Annotated in this window: 16 protein-coding genes; 9 read left to right on the top strand and 7 right to left on the bottom strand. The window is 65.2% G+C overall.

What is annotated here, in order from left to right; all coding sequences use genetic code 11:
• Positions 1–50: 50 nt before the first annotated feature.
• From QP140_RS06125 to QP140_RS06115, 3 genes are all read left to right on the top strand, one after another.
• The gene (locus QP140_RS06125) at positions 51–1106 is read left to right on the top strand and encodes a FecCD family ABC transporter permease (RefSeq protein ID WP_284758680.1); all 1056 of its coding nucleotides are present in this window, start codon (positions 51–53) and stop codon (positions 1104–1106) included.
• On the top strand, positions 1103–1807 hold the full coding sequence (locus QP140_RS06120) for an ABC transporter ATP-binding protein (RefSeq protein WP_284758679.1): 705 nt from the start codon (positions 1103–1105) through the stop codon (positions 1805–1807). Before QP140_RS06125 ends, QP140_RS06120 begins: the two co-directional genes overlap by 4 nt.
• 119 nt (positions 1808–1926) lie before the next feature.
• The gene (locus QP140_RS06115) at positions 1927–2871 is read left to right on the top strand and encodes an ABC transporter substrate-binding protein (RefSeq protein WP_284758678.1); all 945 of its coding nucleotides are present in this window, start codon (positions 1927–1929) and stop codon (positions 2869–2871) included.
• Between the two features lie 29 nt (positions 2872–2900).
• Here QP140_RS06115 and QP140_RS06110 read toward each other — a convergent pair whose 3' ends face one another.
• The gene (locus tag QP140_RS06110; protein WP_284758677.1) at positions 2901–3947 is read right to left on the bottom strand and encodes a glutathione S-transferase family protein; all 1047 of its coding nucleotides are present in this window, start codon (positions 3945–3947) and stop codon (positions 2901–2903) included.
• A gap of 230 nt (positions 3948–4177) precedes the next feature.
• On the opposite strand from QP140_RS06110, the gene QP140_RS06105 reads away from it, so the two are divergent.
• Positions 4178–5704, top strand: a complete 1527-nt coding sequence (locus QP140_RS06105) for a DoxX family protein (protein ID WP_284758676.1) — start codon at positions 4178–4180, stop codon at positions 5702–5704.
• Between the two features lie 101 nt (positions 5705–5805).
• Here the strand turns inward: QP140_RS06105 and QP140_RS06100 are convergent, their stop codons facing one another.
• From QP140_RS06100 to QP140_RS06085, 4 genes are all read right to left on the bottom strand, one after another.
• A complete protein-coding gene (locus QP140_RS06100; protein ID WP_284758675.1) occupies positions 5806–8397 on the bottom strand; it encodes an excinuclease ABC subunit UvrA in 2592 nt (863 codons plus the stop codon).
• Positions 8398–8402: 5 nt separating this feature from the next.
• Positions 8403–10280 (bottom strand): dihydroxy-acid dehydratase, encoded by a 1878-nt coding sequence (gene ilvD, locus QP140_RS06095; protein WP_284758674.1) that lies wholly within the window; start codon positions 10278–10280, stop codon positions 8403–8405.
• 99 nt (positions 10281–10379) lie between these two features.
• Positions 10380–11045: a PH domain-containing protein gene (locus QP140_RS06090; protein WP_284758673.1), complete on the bottom strand. Its 666-nt coding sequence runs from the start codon at positions 11043–11045 to the stop codon at positions 10380–10382.
• Between the two features lie 76 nt (positions 11046–11121).
• Complete coding sequence (locus QP140_RS06085; protein ID WP_284758672.1) at positions 11122–12816, bottom strand: mechanosensitive ion channel family protein; 1695 nt, start codon at positions 12814–12816, stop codon at positions 11122–11124.
• A gap of 351 nt (positions 12817–13167) precedes the next feature.
• On the opposite strand from QP140_RS06085, the gene QP140_RS06080 reads away from it, so the two are divergent.
• From QP140_RS06080 to QP140_RS06065, 4 genes are all read left to right on the top strand, one after another.
• A complete protein-coding gene (locus tag QP140_RS06080; protein WP_284758671.1) occupies positions 13168–15081 on the top strand; it encodes an acetolactate synthase large subunit in 1914 nt (637 codons plus the stop codon).
• On the top strand, positions 15081–15584 hold the full coding sequence (gene ilvN / locus QP140_RS06075) for an acetolactate synthase small subunit (protein ID WP_070759343.1): 504 nt from the start codon (positions 15081–15083) through the stop codon (positions 15582–15584). Before QP140_RS06080 ends, ilvN begins: the two co-directional genes overlap by 1 nt.
• Before the next feature lie 138 nt (positions 15585–15722).
• Positions 15723–16736 carry a ketol-acid reductoisomerase gene (gene ilvC / locus QP140_RS06070; protein WP_012360004.1) on the top strand — a complete coding sequence of 338 codons (1014 nt, stop codon included), beginning with the start codon at positions 15723–15725 and terminating at the stop codon, positions 16734–16736.
• 96 nt (positions 16737–16832) lie between these two features.
• On the top strand, positions 16833–17831 hold the full coding sequence (locus QP140_RS06065; protein ID WP_284758670.1) for a cation diffusion facilitator family transporter: 999 nt from the start codon (positions 16833–16835) through the stop codon (positions 17829–17831).
• Between the two features lie 30 nt (positions 17832–17861).
• On the opposite strand, the gene QP140_RS06060 is transcribed toward QP140_RS06065, so the two are convergent.
• Positions 17862–19334 (bottom strand): DUF5129 domain-containing protein, encoded by a 1473-nt coding sequence (locus QP140_RS06060; protein ID WP_284758669.1) that lies wholly within the window; start codon positions 19332–19334, stop codon positions 17862–17864.
• Positions 19335–19342: 8 nt separating this feature from the next.
• Positions 19343–19765: a phosphatase PAP2 family protein gene (locus QP140_RS06055; RefSeq protein WP_284758668.1), complete on the bottom strand. Its 423-nt coding sequence runs from the start codon at positions 19763–19765 to the stop codon at positions 19343–19345.
• Between the two features lie 665 nt (positions 19766–20430).
• On the opposite strand from QP140_RS06055, the gene serA reads away from it, so the two are divergent.
• Positions 20431–22023: a phosphoglycerate dehydrogenase gene (serA, locus tag QP140_RS06050; protein ID WP_284758667.1), complete on the top strand. Its 1593-nt coding sequence runs from the start codon at positions 20431–20433 to the stop codon at positions 22021–22023.
• Positions 22024–22036: the final 13 nt, after the last annotated feature.

The following is a 22036-nucleotide window of genomic DNA, read 5'->3' as shown; positions in this document are numbered from 1 at the left end:
TAGCCTGCACAAATATTGAAAATGGCTACCAGTTACGGTAGGTTCGCGGTGTGCAGAAACGTCGTCTTAGCTCGCCGGCGGTAGCAATCGCCATCGCGGCGATCCTGGCGGCAATTCTCTTTATCGCAGCGCTCGCCATCGGGCCGGTCACCATCGCGGTGCCGGATGTGCTGGCCAGCGTCTGGGCGCAGATCACTGGGCGTGGAGAGATCGCCCGGCAGGATCCGGCGCTGGGGAGCGCTTATAACGTTGTGGCGACCATCCGCCTGCCCCGCGCAATCATCGCCGCTCTCGTGGGCGCGGCCCTGGCCGTGGCCGGAACCGTGATGCAGGCGGTCTTCCGCAACCCGCTGGCAGACCCGGGCATCATCGGTGTGTCCGCTGGGGCGGCGACGGCCGCGGTGCTGGCCATCGTCACCGGATTCAGCGCGGTGGCCGCCTGGGCACTGCCGGCCTCGGCTTTCCTCGGGGCGCTGGGAGCCGTGGCCATCGTGCAGCTGGCCGCGGCGATGCGCGGGGGAGGCCCGGCCACCCTCGTGCTCGTCGGTATTGCGCTCAGCGCGTTTTTGGGTGCGGTCACCTCGGCTGCGATCGCCAACGCACCCTCGGACTCGGATATCCGCGGCGTGGCTTTCTGGCTCAACGGCGATCTTGTCGCCCGCACCTGGGAGCACGTCGCCATCGCGAGCCTGCCCATTGTGCTCGGCATTGTGCTTCTGTTGCTCTTTAGCCGGGACCTCAACATCCTGCTGATGGGCGACCAGGCTGCCCGCACCACGGGAGTGAATGTGCGCCGGGTTCGCGTTGTCACACTTACGGTTGCTGCATTGATCACCGCGTCGGCGGTGGCGGTCTCCGGTGTGATCGGCTTCGTGGGGCTCGTGGTGCCGCACCTCATCCGCCTGATCATCGGCCCGAATCACAAGTCCTTGCTGCCCACCGCTGCGCTGGCCGGTGCGGCCTTTCTACTGGCAGCAGACACGATCGCCCGCATGCTCTTCGCCCCAGTCACGCTGCAGACCGGAACGGTCGTGGCCTTCATCGGTTCGCCGATCTTCCTCTGGCTGCTGCTGCGTGGCCGTCGTCCGGCGGGGTGGTCGGCATGATTGACGCCCGCATCACCGTCCCCGGCATTCTTTCCGATGTCGCCTTTTCGGCCGAACAGGGCCAGGTCACCGGAATCATCGGCCCCAACGGGGCCGGCAAGTCGACGCTGTTGCGCGGGGTCTGGCTGGATGCTGGAGCCTCCGACCGGCAGCGCGCCCAGCGGATGGCGGTCGTTCCCCAGGACACGACGATGAGCTTCGACTTCTCTGTCGCCGAGGTCGTCCAGTTCGGACGCCACCCTCACGTCTCCCGCTTCCAACAGTTCTCTGACTCCGATCGCCGGATCGTGGATGACTCGCTGGCGAGGGTGGGGATCGAGCACCTGAGGGAGAAATCGGTCAATCAGATTTCTGGCGGCGAGCGCCAGCTGGTTCACGTCGCACGCGCGATCGCGCAGGACACCCCGGTTCTGCTGTGCGATGAGCCCACCAGCGCGCTCGACCTTAAACACCAGGTGCGGGTGCTCAACCTCCTGAGGGAACAGGCACAGCAGGGCAAGACCGTGGTGGTTGTCCTGCACGACCTGACCCTGGCGGCGCGGTACTGCGACCGGCTCGTCCTCATGGCGGAGCGGAACGTGGCTGCCACGGGGCCGCCTGAGGCGGTGCTTTCCCCGGAGCTGGTATCCGAGGTTTACGGCGTCCCGGTGGACATTAGGCCGGACCCGGTGACGGAGAGCCTGCGAGTCACCCCGCTGTGACACCGCGTGGCGGCGGGTTGGCCGCTGCTTCCGGATGCGCCGTAAACCCGAATCCCACAGTGGCGGAGCGCTGAAACGCTACGCCCCGAGACCCAAGACAAAAGACTTTAAGGATGAGAATGACTACTGCCCGTAAGCACTGGCGTCGCGCGCTGGTCGCGCTGACTCTCCCGCTGTTCACTTTCGCCGCGGCGTGCTCCTCGGCTGAGGACGACGGCGCTGCGCAAGCTACGCAGGGAGCGGAGGAAAGCCGCAGCGCGGAGTCCACCGAGTCCGGAGAGGCGGTAACCAAGCCGCAGCGCATCGCCTCCTTGTCTTCCGATGCGACCAGCGTGCTCGTGGAGCTCGTCGATCACGAGCGCATCGTGGCATCCCCGGCGACCCCTGGCAGCAAGCCGGTTGGCGAGACCGTGCTTCCCGATGGGGTGCACGCCGACCCGGAGCAGGTGCTGGCGCTCAACCCGGATCTGGTCGTGCTGACCGAGCGGCACGGTTCCGAGGGCTCTGCCGCGGAGCTACTCGCCAACAGCGGGGTGAAGGTTCACACCTTCAAGGACTCCGACTGGAGCTCCATCGACAGCCTCATGAAGAGCATGACCACCCTCGGCGAGCTGACCGGCGAGCAGGACAAGGCCCAGGAGCTGAGCGCGAAGATCGGCGAGCGACGCGATGAGATCGTGGGGTCGCTGGACAAGGAAGCCAAGCCCCGCGTCCTGCTGCTCATGGCTCGCGGCGGCAAGAAGATGATCATGGCGCCGTCCACGATGGCCAGCGGCCTGGTGAAGGAGGCCGGTGGCGAGCTGATCTCCGAGGCTGAGGGCATGCGGGGTGCGGCACCGGCAGACCCGGAGCGCATCGCCGCGCTTGCTCCGGACGTCATCCTCGTCGAGGACTTCCGCGGGCAGGGCAAGGAGGCCTTCGCGGATCTTCTGGACCAGCCGGCGATCGCCGAGCTGGGCGCCCGGGTGGAGCTGATTTCCCCGGCAACCACCGGTGCCTCCGCGGGTTCGAAGATCACCGAGGGGCTGGAGGACGTCGCCGAGAAGATCGGCACCAAGCGTTAGTGCCGAAGCGTAACTAACGAACCGCCGGGTTAGGCGAAGGCCCCGGCCTCGTCGCCGTCTAGCAGGTCCTCCCCTTGGGGAGCGCCCGGGGCGGTGCCCTCGCCGAACGGGCTGCCCGGGAGCTCCTCGCGGCCGTGCTCGGTGTAGAAGATCTCCGGGTTTGGGCCGACCGGGACCACCCCGGTGGGGTTGATGTCCGTGTGTACCAGGAAGTAGTGGTCCTTGATCTGCTGGAAGTTCGTGCTGTCGCCGAAGCCCTGTGTCTGGAAGAGATCCCGCAGGTAGCCCCACAGGTTCGGCATCTCCGAGATCTTGTTTCGATTGCACTTGAAGTGGTTGTGATACACCATGTCGAAGCGAACCAGGGTGGGGTAGAGGTACACATCCGCTAGTGTGATGTGATTGCCGACCAGGTAGCGGCGGCTGCTCAGTCGTTCCTCCAGCCAGTCGAGGGTGCTGAAGAGCTCGTTGAAGGCCTTCTCGTAGGCCTCCTGCGAACCGGTGAACCCTGCTCGGTAGACGCCGTTGTTGACGGTGCGGAAGACGCGCTCGTTGATCTCGTCGATCTCCGCGCGCGACGCCTCCGGGTAGAGGTCCGGGGCTCCGGGGCGCTGATAATCGGTCCACTGAGTGGCGAGGTCCTCGACGATGCTGAAGAAGTCGTTGCTGACCACGGACTTCGACGCGACGTCCACCATCGCCGGCACGGTGATTCCGCGAGGGTAGTCCCGGTAGCGGTTGAGGTAAGCGTCGCGGAGCTTGCCGATCTTCAGCACGGGGTCGACGGAGTCCTCGTTGAGGTCGAAGGTCCAGGACTTCCAGTCGTGGGTGGGGCCGGTTAGACCCAGGGAGATCGCGTCCTCCAGGCCCATCAGGCGCCGGGTGATGACCGCGCGGTGTGCCCATGGGCAGGCGCGGGCTGCGATCAGCCGGTAGGTATTGGGCTTCACCGGCCAGGCCTGCCCTTTGCCGGAGGCGGTGTTGCCTGGGTCGAAGTTGTCGACGTCCTTGACGATGCGGTCGTCGATGTAGTTCATGTCGCGGTCGAATTCGCCGCCCGATTCAACGTAAGCCATTTCCCTCACTGTCTTCTATATTTGCGCGCTCTGTTGGAGGCCTGAGACGGTAGGCCCTCCTCCATTATTGATGATATGTCAACAAAGGTCAGTCACTTGGGGCGGCTGCCCTGAACTGCGAGTTTCACAACTTCATACCAGGGAAGTTGCTCGATTGGGCAGGTGCAGTGTTCTCCGACACTCCGCGTCTGTTCGGTCTGTTCCTGGGGAAACTCGTTTAGGCTGGGGACATGACTGACGCATCGAATAATGGCAAGAAGCCCCAGAAGGGGGCGCCTGGAGGTTCGCCCTTCGGGCACAGCGACCGCGCATCGGAACCGTACGCCGATATCGATGTGCCAGATTACGAGGGCGCAACCCCGGATCCGGCCGCGAAGGGTGCTCCGAAGGCGCCGGGCGCCCCGAAGGCTCCGGCTGCTCCAGCAGCGAAGACCGTGAAGAATGGCCCCGCTGCCGCGGATAAGAAGGCGGCTGCGAAGGACGGGCCAACCGCGAAGGCTGCGGCCAAGCCCAAGGCGAAGTCGAGTGACGACAAGTCCCCAGCCTCCGCTCAGGCGAAGTCTGCCAAGGGCGATGCCCCGAAGACAGCAGCCAAGGCGGCTGGTCCGCAGCCTGCCGAGGCTAAGAAGGCCGACACCGCAGCGGCTGACGCTAAGGCCACGGCCAAGGGCAAGGACGCAGCGGAGCGGACTGACACTGCAGGAGTGGCAGAGCGGGGGACCGCTGAGCAGAGCCGTCCGCGTGATATTTATGCCCTCGCGGGCCGCGCCCGCCCCCAGCGCATCGAGGCACCCGCGCCGGAGCCGGCCCCCGAGGCTGAGTCCGTGCCGGCAGCCGATGTTCCGGATGCGGCTGGTAAGCATCCGGACGCCGCCGAGGACCAGCGCACTGAGGTGCTCGACCTCTCTGGCGCTGGTGCGGGCACGGGCTCGCAGGGCACAGTGGCGCAGCACCAGACTCAGCCGCAGACCGGCACGAACACCGCAGCGCTCGGCGCTGGGGTGGCCGGGGCAGGGGCCGCGGGAGCCGCCAGCGGGTCCGCCACGGGCGGCGGCGCTCCGAAGAACGACGCCGACACCGCCGCGCAGGGCTACCCGGCACAGCCGGGCGAAGCTCACCCCCAGGGGCCCTTCGACGCGGACGCGCAGTGGGATCCGAACGCGCAGCCGGTGGGGCCTGAGGGCGAGGTTGCCTACGGACCTGACGGCCAGCCACTTGCCCCCGTCGCCGAGCCAGTGGAGACCCGCCGCGGTACCCAGTCCCTCGGCCTGGCCATCCTGCGCATCGTCGCGGGCGCGGTGCTGCTGATCTCCGGCCTGCAGACCCTCTTTGGCTTTGCCGGGGATCCGGGCATCAGCGCTCTCGAAAGCCGGCTTAGTTTCTTCAGCGTATCTGGGGTGCTCGCCGTCGCTATCCCCGCCGCCGAGGTCATCGCCGGTGGGCTGCTGATCCTGGGGCTGCTCACGCCGTTCGCCGCCGCCCTCGCCTTCGTGGTCTCGGCCTTCATGGCGACCTTCCACCTTTCCGGCCACCAGGGATCGCTGTGGCCCTACGGGCTGAACCCGGTGATCCACCAGTGGGCGCTCTACGCGCTGATCAGCCTCAGCCTGATCTTCACCGGCCCGGGCGGGGCATCCCTGGATCGCTCCCGTAGCTGGGCGACCCGACCGCTAGCCTCCTCCTGGATCTTTGCCGTCCTCGGCATCGCCGGGTTCGCCGCGCTCTGGCTGCTCACGGGCGGTCGCAACCCCTTTTAAATTTCGCGGTACGGCGCGCTCAAGCGCCAGTGAAAGCAGAACCCGAGCCCACCAGGGCTCGGGTTTTCTTATGCCTTTGGGCAGTCCTTAGGCGTTCAGGCTCAAACCAATCCGGCTCGTTCGGCCAGAACCTGGGCCGTCACCGAGCGCGAATCCGGCTGCGTACCCTGCTGAGCGACTGCCGCCGGCGTCCCGGTGGCTAGGATCTGGCCACCCTCGTCTCCGGCTCCCGGGCCGACGTCGATGACGTGGTCTGCCTGCGCGACCACCCGGAGGTCGTGCTCGACGACGACCACCGTCGCGCCGTCGTCGACCAGATGACGCAGCTGGGCGAGCAGCAGGTCCACGTCCGCCGGATGCAGTCCTGTCGTTGGCTCGTCCAAGAGGTAGAGGCTGTGCTTGTGGCCCGATCCGCGTTGCATCTCCGAGGCCAGCTTGATGCGCTGCGCCTCGCCGCCAGAGAGCTCCGGGGAGCCCTGCCCCAGTCGCAAGTAGCCCAGGCCGAGGGCGTGCAGAAATTCGACGGAGCGAAGAATCCTCGGCTCCTCGGCGAAGACCTCCAGTGCCTCGTCCACGGTCAGCGCCAAGATATCGGCGATGCTGCGGCCGTTCCACTGCACCTCAAGGATCTCTGGCTTATAGCGCTTGCCGTGGCAGGCCGGGCAGGTGGTGTACGTGCCGGGCAGGAACACCAGCTCGACCTCGATGCTGCCCGCGCCATCGCACTCCGGGCAGCGGCCCTTTTTGGTGTTATAAGAAAAGTCCGATACTGACATGCCCCGCCGCTTCGCCTCTGGGGTCGCGGCGAACAGCCTGCGGACGTGATCGAACAGACCCGTGTAGGTCGCGACGGTAGAACGCACCGTGCGTCCAATCGGCTTCTGGGTGATGTGCACCAACCGGCGGATCTTATCGACCCCCGTGGCGCTATCCACGCGGAAATCCCCGTAAGCGTCGGCGCTTGCCGTGACCTCAGCATCCGGGTCCTCGTCCGAGACCTCGTCGGCGCCGACTACCTGCTTGGCCGAGCGGGACACCACGTCGGCCAGAACCCCGATGACCAGGGTGGACTTGCCGGAGCCGGACACTCCCGTGACCGCGGTCAGCGCCCCCAGCGGAAAGTCCACGTCGGCCCCGTCGAAGGCACGTGCGTGCACGCCACGAAGTCCGATCGCTTCACCGGTGCCGGCCGGAGTGGCCGTCAACTCGGGGAAGTCCTCGTTCAGCGCGGTGGCTGTGGGGGAGCCCAGCTGGTCGGCGCGGGCGCGGAACTCGTCAGTAGGGCCGGAGAACACCAGCTGCCCGCCGCGCTCACCAGCACGAGGCCCGATGTCCACGACCCAAGCGCAGCCGGCCACCAGAGACATATCGTGCTCCACCAGAAGCACCGAGTTCCCAGCAGTGATGAAGCGCTGCAGCAGCTCAGAGACCGCCTTCCGCTCCACCACGTGTAGACCGGCCGAGGGCTCGTCCAGCACGTAGGTCGTTCCGAACAGGCTCGAGTTCAACTGGGAGGCCAGCCGCAGGCGCTGGTGCTCGCCCGCAGACAAGCTGCGTGCCGGGCGGGAGAGGCTTAAGTGCCCCAGCCCCAGCTCGATTGCGGCGCGCACCGTGGGCAGCACCTGATCCAGCAACAGTTCCTCGGCCTCGTCGTGCTCGGTCCACTGCTGCTTGGCGATACCCGCCAAGTGCTGGAGGCGATCCTCCAGCACAGCAAGAACATCCTTCAACGCCAGGCCATTGAACTCGTCGATGGCATAACCGGCATAGGTGACCTGCAGGGTATCCGGCTGAAAGCCGCGGCCCTGACACGTCGGGCACGTCGATGAGTGCATGAAGGAGAGCACCCGGCGGCGGTTCTTATCCGACTCCGTCTCCGCCAGGGTGTCGTTGAGGTAGGTGGCAACCGAGCGCCACTTTCCCTTGTAGGAACCGTGCACGGCGTTCTCATCCCGCACCGGGTGGACGGTGACCACGGGCTGCTCATCGGTGAACAGGATCCAGTCGCGGTCCTCCTGCGGAATATCCCGCCACGGGATATCCAGCGGGTAGCCGAGAGTTCCCAGGATGTCCCGGAAGTTCTTGCCCAACCACGCTCCCGGCCACGCGGCGATCGCACCATCCCAGATGGACAGGCTGGGATCCGGCACCATCGACTCTTCCGTCGGCCGGTGCACGATGCCGGTGCCCTGGCACTCGGGGCACATGCCGGCGGTGGTGTTGGGGGAGAAGGCGTCCGAATCGAGCCTGCCGTACTCCAACCGCTCGCGCATGCCGTCCGGGTAGCTGCCGGAGCGGGAGAAGAGCAGCCGAATACTATTCGACATATTCGAGATCGTGCCCACCGAGGAGCGCGCCCCACCCAGGGTGGTGGACTGCTGCAGCGCCACCGTCGGCGGCAGCCCCGTGACAGATCCCACGCGCGGGTTGACCGCGCCACCAATGAGACGGCGTGCGAAGGGGGAGACGGACTCCAGGTAGCGGCGCTGCGCCTCCCCGTGGATGGTGCCGAAGGCCAGGCTGGACTTGCCCGAACCCGACACGCCGGTGACCGCCACGAGGGTGTCCCGGGGCAGGTCGACGTCGATGTGCTTCAGGTTGTGCAGGTGCGCATCGCGCACCCGGATCATCGGATCGTGACCCGCGCGCTCCGTCGTGTGCGGAGCCGGGGACCCGGAGGAGGCCTGAGCCATGGTGGCTACTTCACCTCGCGAACTGCGCCCTTATCGGCGGAGGTTGCCATCGCCGCATAGGCGCGCAGGGCCTTGGTCACCCGGCGCTTGCGGGTGGTGGGCTGCCACGGGGTGTCGGAGGCGTCCATCTGGCCGCGACGGCGCGCGATCTCGTCTTCGGAGATCTGCAGCTCCAGCGTGCGATTGTGGACGTTGATGAGGATCGGGTCGCCGTCCTCGACCAGGCCGATCAGCCCGCCGTGGGCAGCCTCGGGGGAGATGTGGCCGACCGAGATGCCGGAGGAACCGCCGGAGAAGCGGCCATCCGTGATCAGCGCGCACTCGCGACCCAAACCGGAGCCCTTCAGGAAGGCGGTCGGGTGCAGCATCTCCTGCATGCCCGGGCCACCAGCCGGGCCCTCGTAGCGGACGACGATGCAGTCGCCTGGGGAGACCTTCTTGTCCAGGATCACGCGCACCGCGTCCTCCTGGGATTCGACGACGAGGGCCTTGCCCTCGAAGTGCCACAGCTCCTCGTCGATGCCGGCCGCCTTGATGATGGCGCCGTCCTCGGCGAGGTTGCCTCGCAGCACCACCAGGCCGCCGTCGGCGGTGTAGGCGTGCTCGACGTCGCGGATGCAGCCACCGGCGGCATCAGTGTCCAGGGAGGACCAGCGGTTCTCGGTGGAGAAGGCCTCGGTGGTGCGCACCCCGCCCGGAGCGGCGTGGAAGAGGTCGATGGCGGCATCGCTCGGGTTCTTTGCGCGGATGTCCCAGTCCTCCAACCATTCGGAGAGGCTGCTTGCATGCACGGTGTGGACGTCCTCATTGAGCTTGCCGCCACGCCACAGCTCACCCAGGATCGCGGGGATACCGCCGGCGCGGTGGACGTCCTCCATGTGGAAGTCGGAGTTCGGGGAGACCTTGGACAGGCAAGGCACCTCGCGGGAGAGATCGTCGATGTCCTGCAGGGTGAAGTCCACCTCGCCCTCCTGGGCGGCGGCGAGGATATGCAGCACGGTATTCGTGGACCCACCCATCGCCATGTCCAGCGCCATTGCGTTCTGGAAGGCGTGCTTGGTCGCGATATTGCGTGGCAGGACGGACTCGTCGCCCTCGCCGTAGTAGCGGCGGCACAGGTCGACGATGGTGTGGCCGGCCTGGGTGAACAGGCGGCGGCGGTACTCGTGGGTCGCCAAGGTGGAGCCGTTGCCCGGCAGGGACAGGCCCAGCGCCTCGGTGAGGCAGTTCATGGAGTTGGCGGTGAACATACCGGAACAGGAACCACAGGTCGGGCACGCTGCGGACTCGACGTTCAGCAGCCCCTGGGCGTCGACCTTGTCGGATGCGGAGGCCGAGATCGCGGTGATCAGGTCCGTCGGGGCCTGGACCACGCCGTCGACGGCGACGGCTTTACCGGCCTCCATCGGGCCACCCGAGACGAAGACGACCGGGATGTTCAACCGCATCGCGGCGTTCAGCATGCCCGGGGTGATCTTGTCGCAGTTCGAGATGCACACCAGGGCGTCCGCGGCGTGCCCGTTAACCATGTACTCCACGCTGTCGGAGATGATCTCGCGGGAGGGCAGGGAGTAGAGCATTCCGGCATGCCCCATCGCGATGCCATCGTCGACCGCGATGGTGTTGAACTCGCGAGCCACACCGCCGGCCTCCTCGATGGCCTCAGCGACGATGTCGCCGACGTCCTTGAGGTGGACGTGGCCCGGCACGAACTGGGTATAGGAGTTCGCGATGGCGATGATCGGCTTGTGGAAATCGTCGTCCGTCATGCCCGTCGCGCGCCACAGCGCACGTGCACCTGCAGCGTTGCGGCCCTGCGTCGTGACGTCGGAGCGCAGCGGGATCGAGGCTCCGAAAGAAGTGGTGTTGTCCTGAGATGTCATTGTCGAAGTGCTCTCTTCAATATCTCTATGGGTGAAAGTGGCTATCCGGCCCCGTATGGTCCCCTGGAAGCGGGCAACACGAGGCCGACGTTGTGTTCTTTAGTTATCGCGAGCGCGCTCGGGGGTGCTGCTGGCACCCGGATTCTCGGCGTTACCTGGGGAGGCGGCGGAATCCGCATCAGGTGCTGGCTCGGCCGTGGGGTGCTCGGCCTCGTACTCCGCGCGACGCTGCTTCTCGTACTCAGCGTAATCCTCGGAGTCCATCAGCACAGCCGAACCATCGCGGTTGACGACCTGCACCTTGTTGTGAATATCCAGGCGCGCCGGGGTGAGGGGGTCCGGGATGCGGCCGGCGGTGGCCTCGGCGAGGGCGGGGAGGCTGTTGAAGGTGATGCCAGGCAGCCAGAATTGCGAATCATCTGTGGCAGCGGCGTAGGCCTTCCCCGCCTTGTTGAAACGGATGCCCTGGAAGTCCTGCCAGGACACGGTCTTGGACGGCCGGATCAGAGGCTTGGCCGTAATGCCCTTGCCATCCACTCGGGTCCCTGCCTTGATGACCCACCCGATGAAAAGCAGTGGGAGCAGGGGGATCCAGAAGAACGCCGAGACGTTGTATCCGGTGAAGATGAGGCTAATCAGGAACATGACGAAACCGACCAGGATGTTTTCCCGGCTCGGGTGGAAAGTCTGGGGACGCACCGCCGGTCGACCGTGGTTGTGGTCGGGGCGGGGCTTATTCGTGGGGTTGTTGTCCTGGGCGCTCATGTGAGCCATTTAACCAGGTGCCCGGGGTGGGGCTTAAATCCCTTTTCCTCAGTCCTGGGCTCTCAGTGTGATCGCGTTAGAAGCCCCCGGCGTCCCCGCCGAAGTCTCCCGCACCAGTCCCGGAGCCAGCACCGGTGGGAGACGGTGCCTCGGCACCGCGATTCCCATCGGACTGCTGGTTTTGATTCTGATTCTGGTTTCGCTGTTGCGGCTGTGGGGCCTGGTTCTGCTGTCCGCGCTGCGGTTCGTTGGCGTTCGGCTCCTGCGTGGAGCGGGGCTCCGGGCTGTCCGCCTGGCCAGTCTGTTGGGGCTGCTGCCCCTCTTGCTCCGGGGAGTCCTGGGTTGCGGGCTGCGTCGGCTCCGGCGCAGGCGTTTCGGTCTGTTCGCTGGTCTTCGCCGGCCGGTCGCTCCAATAAGCGGGGTTGAGCACGCCGGCGCGGCCGTCGTCCGGATTAGAGGACGCTGCGGCCAGCAGCCCCAGGACCACGAGTGAGATGAACAGCAGGGTGGTGGAGACCCTGGTGCGGCCGCCGAAGGTCAGCCAGCGCTGGAAGCGCGAGCTGTAGTCGTATCGCTTGAATACCCCGGAATCGAGGTCTTCTTCATCGTCGTCCTCGGTGCCAACGATGAGCGCGCCGTCGGAAGCTGCTCCCGGACCGTCGTCCTTCGATCGGATGATCGCGACCTCTTCTGCCGGGTCCAGTGGGGTGCCGGAATCGTCGTCATCGGACAGACGAGACGTATCCGTGCTGTGGACACCGTCATGTGGCGAACTCTGCGGAGAAGCGCTTGCTTCCTGCCGGGTGGCGAACACGGTCGTGGGGGCGGAGTCGTCCGCTGCCGTGGTCGGGGCTGCTCCCGGCACCGTGCTGTGTGGGATGGAAGTCCCGGAGGCTTCCTTTGCTCCGAACGGCGAGGCGGGAACGGTTTCCATGCGCTCCCAGAAGGTGTTCAGAATGGCCGAGCGAATGGCGCGTTCCACGGCCCACTGCTTCGCAGGGACGACGTCGACGGTGACGCGGAAGGTCACTGCCCACGGCTGACCGGCAGCCTGGGGTTGGACGACGGCGATGGCGGGCATGACGTCGACGTCGCCGGTGACGTTGGGCTTGACGTCGGGGGCGGATACGGCGCGCTTGGTTGCCTTTTCGACCTGCGAGACCAGGTGGTCGATGTTCTCGCCGGGACGCAGCGGGATATCGATTTCGACGAAGGCGCGGGACCAGTCCTGGGAGAAGTTGGTGATCGCGCCGACCTTGCCGTTGGGGACGGTCACCATCTCGCCGCTAGCGGTACGCAGCTTCGTGGCGCGGAGGGTGAGCGCGACGACGGTGCCCTCCACCACATTGTTTGTGCCTTCGAAGCTCACGTAATCGCCGACGCCGAACTGGCGCTCGGTGATGATGAAGACACCGGAGAGGAAGTCCCCGATGATGTTCTGCGCACCGAAACCAATCGCGGCGGACACGACGGTGGCGGGGACGGCAGCCGAAGCTGCGGGTACGCCGAGCAGGGTGAGGGCGCGGATGGCGATGATGAAGTAGATCACCGCTTCGACGAGGTACACCAGCGCGCCGGCGAGGGCGAGCTTGGACTTCGTGGATTCCTCATCGGCATCCAGCCGCTGGGCGACGACGCGGACGCACAGTCTGCCGACTCGCGGTATCAGAACTGCCAGGACCGCTAGTGCGGCCAGCGCGAGGCCGGGGTGGATGAGCCATTCCCAGGCCTTGATCGCGTAATGCGTGAGGAAGTAAGTCGATGCTTGCATAGCGCACAACCTTAGCGAGACAGCCTGTGACCGTGCCGGGTCTCTGCTGATAATTCAGGCAGCTTGTTGGCTGTGAACAGGGGCGGGGGATGACACGGGCCGGGATAGTTCTCTCGGTCGTCCAAGCACGCTCATGCAATCACTCTATGGGAATAAACATTTCAACTATTGAGAACCTGCAGGTCGCGAAGTTTGCCATTCGGGGCTCATATTGTTAGTATCATCACAATGCTCAGCCCGCCGGTTACCGAAATTCGGGGAAATGCGGCAGGTTGCAGCGTTCTTGTTTTGTCCCCGATGAAGTAGAAGCGAGTAAAAATCTCGCGTGCCGAGCAAGGAGCGATTGAAACCGTGAACAACACTTCACGCTCACAGCCCACGCCCGCCACGGTCGCTGCGGCTAGCCGCGGCGTCGCGCAGGCCCGCAAGCCCGAGCGCATTAACGGTGCAGAGGCGATCGTGCGTTCCCTTGAAGAGCTGGGGACCGGCGTGGTCTTCGGGCTCCCGGGTGGCGCCGTCCTCCCGCTGTATGAGGCCCTGTATGGCTCCGAAAAGCTCCGCCACGTTCTCGTGCGCCACGAGCAGGGGGCCGGCCATGCCGCCACGGGTTACGCCCAGGTCACCGGTGAGGTTGGCGTGTGTATCGCTACCTCCGGCCCGGGTGCGACGAACCTGGTCACCCCGATCGCGGATGCCAACATGGATTCCGTTCCACTCGTGGCGATTACTGGTCAAGTCGGCAAGGGGCTGCTGGGCACCGATGCCTTCCAAGAGGCCGATATTCGTGGCGTGACGATGCCGATTACGAAGCACAACTTCATGGTGACCCGCCCGGAGGATATTCCGGCGGCGATGGCCGAGGCCTTCCACCTGGCGTCCACCGGGCGCCCGGGTGCGGTGCTGGTTGATGTGCCGAAGGATGTGCAGAACGCCGAGCTGGACTTCGTCTGGCCACCGCAGTTCGACCTGCCGGGCTACCACCCGGTCACCACGCCCCACGATCGCCAGGTCGAGGAGGCTGTGCGCCTCATTAGCAAGGCCAAGCGCCCAGTGCTCTACATCGGTGGCGGCGTCATCAAGTCCGAGGCGCACAAGGAGCTGCGGACCTTCGCTGAAGCGAATGACATCCCGGTGGTCACCACCCTGATGGCTCTCGGTGCCTTCCCGGAGTCGCACGAGCTGCACATGGGCATGCCGGGTATGCACGGTTCCGTGCCCGCAGTGGCCGCCCTCCAGCGCTCCGACCTGCTCATTGCCATCGGTACCCGCTTCGATGACCGGGTGACCGGCAAGCTGGAGAGCTTCGCGCCGAACGCCAAGGTCATCCACGCGGACATCGACCCTGCGGAAATCGGCAAGATTCGCGAGGTTCAGGTGCCGATCGTCGGCGACGCGAAGGAGGTTCTCACTGCGCTGCACAAGGCGATCGATACCCACGGTCTGTCTCGTCCGGACACCACCGAGTGGCGTGAGTACCTGGGGGAGATGCAGGAGCACTTCCCGCGCGGCTACGAGCACACGCCGAACGAGAAGATGGCCCCGCAGTTCGTCATCGAGACCCTGTCCAAGGAGGTCGGTCCCGACGCGATTTACTGCGCCGGTGTCGGTCAGCACCAGATGTGGTCCGCACAGTTCCTCGACTTCGAGCACCCGCGCACCTGGCTGAACTCCGGCGGCCTCGGCACCATGGGCTACGCGGTGCCGGCGGCCATGGGGGCCAAGGCTGGCGCGCCGGATAAGGAAGTTTGGGCCATCGATGGTGACGGCTGCTTCCAGATGACAAACCAGGAGCTCGTCACCTGTGCGGTCGAGGGCTTCCCGATCAAGATCGCGCTGATCAACAACGGCAACCTCGGGATGGTGCGCCAGTGGCAGACCCTGTTCTACGACGGGCACTACTCGCACACCAACCTCAAGCCCAAGGAGGCCTACCTCCCGGACTTCCTGCAGCTCGCGGAGTCCATGGGCTGCGCCGCCTTCCGCGTGGAGAAGGAGGAGGACGTCCTCCCGACCATTAAGAAGGCACGCGAAATCAATGACCGCCCGGTCGTGATCGACTTCATCGTCGGGGAGGATGCCCAGGTGTGGCCGATGGTTCCGGCCGGCACCTCCAACGACGAGGTGCAGTATGCGCGTGATCTGCGCCCGCTTTTCGACGACGAGGAATCGGCAGCGGAGACCCCGGCCGAGATCCACGAGACCATGCAGGAATTTCAGGACACCGAAGTCGACAACATCGACGCCCAGGAAGGGGAACAGAACTAATGTCCAACCTTCACACTCTGTCGGTCCTGACTCAGGACGAGGACGGCATCATCTCCCGCATCTCCGGAATGTTCACCCGGCGTGCGTTCAATATCGTCTCCATTAGCTCGGGGCGCACTGAGGTCGACGGCGTCAATCGCATCACGCTCGTCGTCGAGGGCGAGGAGATCGTTGTCGAGCAGATCACGAAGCAGCTGAACAAGCTGGTTCCGGTGCTCAAGGTCTCGCGTCAGGATCCGGAAACCACGGTGCAGCGCGGTCTTCTGCTGGTCAAGGTCGCTGCCGGCAATAGCAACCGCACCCAGGTTGTCGAGGCGGCGAAGCTCTTCCGTGCGCACGTTGTCGACGTCAGCCCGGACTCGCTGATTATCGAGGCCACGGGCACTCCGTCCAAGCTGCAGGCGCTGCTGGATGTTCTGGAGCCCTTCGGTATTCGCGAGCTCATCGAGTCTTCCGTGACTGCGATGTCCCGCGGTCCGCGATCGATGGCGCCGAGCCGTTAAACCGGGGGCACCCGCCCGGACAAAATTTCATAGAATGGTAAATTTCATCTCAAAGAGTGAAATTTCTGTTATAATCTAAACATGCTCATCGATAGCCAGCCGCGGGCAGACGCGGCTGGCGAGAAAGGTTGAAACCTCATGGCAATTGATGTTTTTTACGACGACGACGCTGACCTGTCGATCATCCAGGGTCGCAAGGTTGCGATCATTGGCTACGGCTCCCAGGGGCACGCTCACGCGCAGAACCTCCGCGAGTCCGGCGTAGAGGTTGCCATCGGCCTGCGCGAGGGCTCCAAGTCCCGCGAGAAGGCTGAAGAGGCCGGCTTCAAGGTCCTGAACAACGCCGAGGCCAGCGAGTGGGCCGACGTCATCATGCTGCTCGCCCCGGATACCTCCCAGGCACAGATCTACGAAAACGACATCGCCCCGAACCTGAAGGACGGCGACGCCCTGTTCTTCGGTCACGGCCTGAACATTCACTTCGGCATGATCAAGCCGGAGGACAACATCACCATCGGCATGGTCGCACCGAAGGGGCCGGGCCACCTGGTGCGCCGTCAGTACGTCGACGGTAAGGGTGTTCCGTGCCTGATCGCCGTCGAGCAGGACCCGAAGGGTAACGGCCGCGACCTGGCTCTGTCCTACGCTGCGGCAATCGGCGGCGGCCGCGCGGGCGTCATCCCGACCACCTTCGAGGCAGAGACCGTCACCGACCTCTTCGGTGAGCAGGCCGTCCTGTGCGGTGGTACCGAGGAGCTCATCAAGACCGGCTTCGAGGTTCTGGTCGAGGCTGGCTACGAGCCAGAGATGGCTTACTTCGAGTGCCTGCACGAGCTGAAGCTGATCGTCGACCTCATCTTCGAGGGCGGCATCAAGAACATGAACTACTCCGTCTCCGATACCGCGGAGTTCGGCGGCTACATCTCCGGCCCGCGCGTCATCGACGCCGATACCAAGGAGCGCATGAAGGGCATCCTGTCCGATATTCAGGACGGCACCTTCACCAAGCGCCTCGTCGCCAACGTCGAGGGTGGCAACAAGGAGCTCGAGGAATTGCGCGCTAGCTACAACGATCACGAGATCGAGAAGACTGGCGAGAAGCTGCGCGACCTGATGAGCTGGGTGAAGAACCCGCTGAACGAGACCGCCTAAGGTCTCGTTATCCCGCGGGGTATAGCCCCGCGACCGCGCCTCCCGACTATTTTCAATAAGTTGTCAATAAGGGGGGCGCTCGCTAAGCTTGAGGGCATGAGCGAGCACATTGACGCAGCCCCCGAGCGCCCACAGAACCGTGGTGGTGCCGATCCGCATCACCACGGTTCTGCGCATTCTCACTCCCATTCCGAGGCACACGGGCATTCCCACTCCCACGCGCCCACGGACGCCCCGCTGCGCGCACTGCTCATCGTGCTCGCGGTGACCGGCACGATCTTCTTCGCCGAGCTCATCGGCGGGCTGGTCACCGGCTCCGTTGCGTTGCTGGCCGACGCGATGCACATGCTTTCCGATGCGGCGGGGATCATCATCGCGGTGATCGCCATCCTCATCGGGCGCCGGGCCTCAAATGCGCAGGCGACTTTTGGCTACCGGCGCGTGGAGGTGCTAGCCGCACTCGTCAACGCGGTCACCGTGCTGGGCATCTCCGTCTGGATCGTGGTGGAGGCCATCCGCCGCCTACGCGAGCCCGTCGAGATCCTCGCCGGCCCCATGATGATCATCGCCGTGATCGGTCTCATTGCCAACGTGGTCTCCGCATGGATCCTGCACAGCCAGCGGGACAACTCCGTGAACGTCCAGGGTGCCTTCCTGCACGTGTTGGCGGACATGTTGGGCTCCGTCGCCGTCCTGATCGCTGGTGGCGTCATTATCGCGACCGGCTGGCAGTACGCGGACGTCATTGCCTCCCTCGTCATCGCGGCACTCGTGCTGCCGCGCGCCTGGCAGCTGATGATGCACACGCTGCGGATCCTGCTGGAGCAGGCCCCACCCGGCTACGATCCTGCCGAGATCGACGCGCTTCTCCGCGAGGTGGACGGTGTGATGGATGTTCACGACCTGCACCTGTGGTCGCTCGACGGGACGAGCGCGCTCGCCTCGGTGCACCTGGTCGTTCCGGAAGACCGCGACCCGGCTGCCGTGCTGTGTGTGGCCCAGGAGGCCCTGCAAGAGCGGGGGATCGCCCACTCGACGATTCAGGTGGAGCGCCCGAATCACGTTGAGCACGAGGGGCCACACAACGTCTGCTAGCCAGCGAGCGCTGGTTGTACGTGGGCGGGTTTACCAGCTGGAGGAGCCGCCGCCACCGGAGAAACCACTGCTGAAGCTGGTATTCGCAATACCACCGCTGCTGCTGGAGCTTTCAGCAGCACGCGTATCCGCGCTGTGCCACGAGGCCAGCAGGTAGTAGGGCACCCAGTTGGAGTACACGTAGCCGGGACGCCAGTCGCGGTCGGTGAGGGAGGGGCGCTCGTCGCGGTGAGCCTCGCGATCCAGGTGCTTCATATCGCGGGAGGCCAGCTCCAGAGCGTGCGCCTGGTCACTGACGATGCGCGCCAGCCGGTCCATGAAATCCGGGGCCTGAAGGTCCCGCATCAACGCCTCGACTTGCGCCTCAACATTCTTTAGCTGGCGGATCGCCTCCCGATTGCGCACCTCGAACAGGGCCTCGGAGAGATCCTGCTTGATGGAACGCAGCTCTCGCTCGCGCTTGATCTGATCGCCGTTTTCCAGCTCGAACATCAGGTTGATGTTGTCTTCGGCATTGCTCATCGACTCGAGGGTTTCGTGCGCGCTCGCGACCTGCTTGTGCTTGGCGTAGAACTCCTTGTCATCGCTCGTGAGCGTCAGGTTTAGTGCCCCCACTCGGTTGTTGAGGTTCAAGAACTCGTCGCGGATCGTGGTCCACTGCGAGCGCAGCTCGGCATTCGCCAGCGGGGAGCTCAGCGAATTGGCGCGGATATCCAGTGCGTCCAGGCGCTGCGAGAGCTCGGAGTAGCGGGTGGAAAGTTCGTAGAACTGCTGCTTCGCAGTGGCCGTCAGCTTCTTCTTTCGGCGCTGCCAGGCAGCCGCCCCCACACCTGCAGCTCCCACGCCCACCGCGCCGATGCCGAGCATGGCGTTGCGGTCTTCGCGAGCCTGCTCTTCGGCCAGGCGCGCGCCCAGCTCCGTATCCGCGGCGACCTTGGCGCCCTCGACGAGGCCGTTGGCGAAATTCCCGCGGCGGAAGCTGTCCTTCATCGCCTCCAGGGAGGCGTCCAAGTGGGGGCCTTCGAAGATATCCAGGTCCTGGCAGACGTCGTTGCCGCAGTAGACACCGTTGGTCCGGGTGCTGGTACCCACTCCCAGGATCAGCGTTCCGTTTTCCCATGCAGCACCCTTGCCGGTGCCGTCGGGCACCAGCTCCGGCATGTTTCGGCCTGCCCAGTCGAGGACGTCGTCGTTGAAGTTATCGCTACTGCTCGGGATGAGGACGTAGACGACCTTCTGGACGGAATCGGGGAAATCGATCCTTGCAGTCTGTTCGATCATTCCCTGGCGTGCGGCGTCGCCCAGGACGCCGGAGCCGTCGGCGACCTGGACGTCCACCGTGGTGTGGGGAACCGCCGGTGCTGCCTGAGCCTGCACGATGTTGTGGGCCACCGGCTGTTCCGCAGCAGCCGTTCCGGTGACAAGCCAGGGTGCTGCTCCGGCGCACGCGATGCCCATGAGGGCCAGGATCGGGGCGGTGGGGTGGCGTCGCGAGTGCATCATGGCACCAATCATGCCACAGGCCCCTGGCCCCCGATGTGCTGTGAGCGATCACGAAGGAGAAGGTGAAACATGAGCTTTTCCCATAGCGTCCACACCAACGGTGCCAGGCTGAAGGAGAAGATAATGGCCCCGGCAGCGTCGCTGGGGAAGTGGACGCCACGGGCCATCACGGTGGTCACGATGAGTGCGATGGCAGCGCAGCCGACCACGGCGACCAGGCCGATTCCCTTCCATCCCACCGTCGAACGGGGCAGGCTCGAGTCGAGACCGCGATACGTCGCGATGAGGCAGACGGCCACCGTGACGGCGATGAACGTCGTATGCCCGCTGGGAAAGCTCATATCGCTGGGCAGGCTGTGTGGCGGGTGCGCGAGAAAGTCCCAGTCGGGGCGGGGGCTGCGGACCAGAGTGCGGGCCAAGCATGGAGGCATTCACGGGGAATCATTCTCGCAGAGCGTGAATCGAACGCCACCGGTCCGCTGAGCGACTGCTAACGGGGGTGCTAAAGAATTCTTAAACGCGCTGGCAGCGGGGGAATCAATAGAACATGCAGGGGGTGGTGAGGGGAAAAGTTTTTCGCAATTACGCAAAAGGTGAAACGAATGCTCACCAAATTTCCTAGGTTAGTTTTTGTCAGCAAGATGCACCGCTGCGGCGGGGCTCGGCTGGCGACCTTTCCGGCAAGCCCGATTCCTGGGTGTCCGCGGGGTTGCGGACCAGGGGTGGGGCTCAGATCAACTCACGTTGGTCGCCGCTGCAAGGGGGTGCAGTGAGGTCGACGTGAGTGGGCGAGAGTGAACAGCCGCGACATGGTTGGGCTGGTTACTGGAGCTCGTGCCTACTGGGTGAGGGGCAGATGATCTGGGCGAATCCAGGATTCGGGCTCGCCGGTGAAGGCACTGCCGGGGGTGGGGTTCCCAATAGATGCAAAACCACCGCCCAGCGGGGGGATTTTAAGGGTGGCCTACGACACACACGCCACCGCCAAGGGATATGATTGTGGGGTCATGCGCCATACACGGTCAGGCGTGGGCCCCCTCGGGTGACGCGGTCGTTTCACCCGCTGGGGAAGTGAAAATTTTTCAGGAGAATTCCCTTGAGCACCACCAACCGCCCGGTTGTACTAATCGCAGATAAGCTCTCTCAGTCCACCGTCGATGCACTCGGCGATTCCGTCGACGTCCGTTGGGTGGATGGCCCGAACCGGCCAGAACTCCTTGAGGCCGTCGTCGATGCCGACGCCCTGCTCGTGCGCTCCGCCACCACGGTGGATAAGGAAGTGCTCGAGGCCGCCAAGAATCTGAAGATCGTCGGTCGCGCCGGCGTCGGGCTCGACAACGTGGACATCGAGACCGCGACCGAGCGCGGCGTCATGGTCGCCAACGCGCCGACCTCGAACATCCACTCCGCCTGCGAGCACGCCATCAGCCTGCTGCTGTCTACCGCCCGCCAGATCCCGGCAGCCGATAAGACCCTCCGCGACGGCGAGTGGAAGCGCTCTTCCTTCAAGGGCGTGGAGATCCTCGGCAAGACCGTCGGCATCGTGGGCTTCGGCCACATCGGTCAGCTGTTCGCTCAGCGCCTCGCCGCTTTCGAGACTGAGATCATCGCCTACGACCCCTACGCCAACCCGGCCCGCGCCGCGCAGCTCGGCGTGGAGCTCGTTGAGCTTGAGGAGCTCATGGGCCGCTCGGACTTCGTGACGATCCACCTGCCGAAGACCCCGGAGACCAGCGACATGTTCGACGCTGACCTTCTGGCGAAGTCCAAGAAGGGTCAGATCATCATCAACGCTGCCCGCGGCGGCCTCGTCGACGAGCAGGCTCTCGCCGATGCCATCAAGTCCGGCCACATCCGTGGCGCGGGCTTCGACGTCTACGCCTCCGAGCCGTGCACGGATTCCCCGCTGTTCGAGCTCGACGAGGTCGTCGTCACCCCGCACCTGGGTGCATCCACCGTTGAGGCGCAGGACCGCGCAGGCACCGACGTCGCTGCCTCCGTCCTCAAGGCCCTGGCTGGCGACTTCGTCCCGGATGCCGTCAACGTCTCCGGTGGCAAGGTCTCCGAGGAGGTCGCCCTGTGGCTGAACCTGGCCACGAAGCTGGGCGCGGTTGCCGCCAAGCTGCTGGACGGCGCCCCGGCCTCGGTGGTCGTCACCGCCCGCGGTGAGCTCTCCAGCGAGTCCATCGACGCACTTGGCCTGGCTGCCCTGCGCGGCACCTTCTCCGGCGTGCTGGACGAGCAGGTCACCTTCGTTAACGCCCCGTCCATCGCTGAGCAGCGCGGCGTGGCTCTCGAGGTGAACTCCCAGGACGAGTCCGTCACCCACCGCAGCGTGCTGGAGGTCAAGGTCGTCGCCGCTGACGGCTCCTCGGCCACCGTCGTTGGTGCGCTGACCGGCCTGGAGCGCGTCGACAAGATCGTCCGCATCAACGACCGCGGCCTGGACCTGCGTGCCGAGGGCACCAACCTCTTCCTGGTCTACGCAGACCAGACCGGTGCGCTGGGCCGCATCGGCACCCTGCTGGGCAAGCAGGGCGTGAACATCGCTGCCGCAGCTCTGTCCCCGAATACCGAGGACGGCACCGCAACCCTCGTGCTGCGCATCGACCGTGTGCTGACCGAGGATGAGCTGGAGGCTGTTAACGCGGAGCTCTCCGCCGAGAACGCCTTCCAGGTCGCCTTCTAAGAGGCACTCCTCA

Origin of the sequence: Corynebacterium sp. UMB9976 (assembly GCF_030212265.1) — a bacterium.
Lineage (GTDB): Bacteria > Actinomycetota > Actinomycetes > Mycobacteriales > Mycobacteriaceae > Corynebacterium.
The sequence above is the reverse complement of the archived record's forward strand: the minus strand, read 5'-3'. Positions and strand labels throughout refer to the sequence as shown.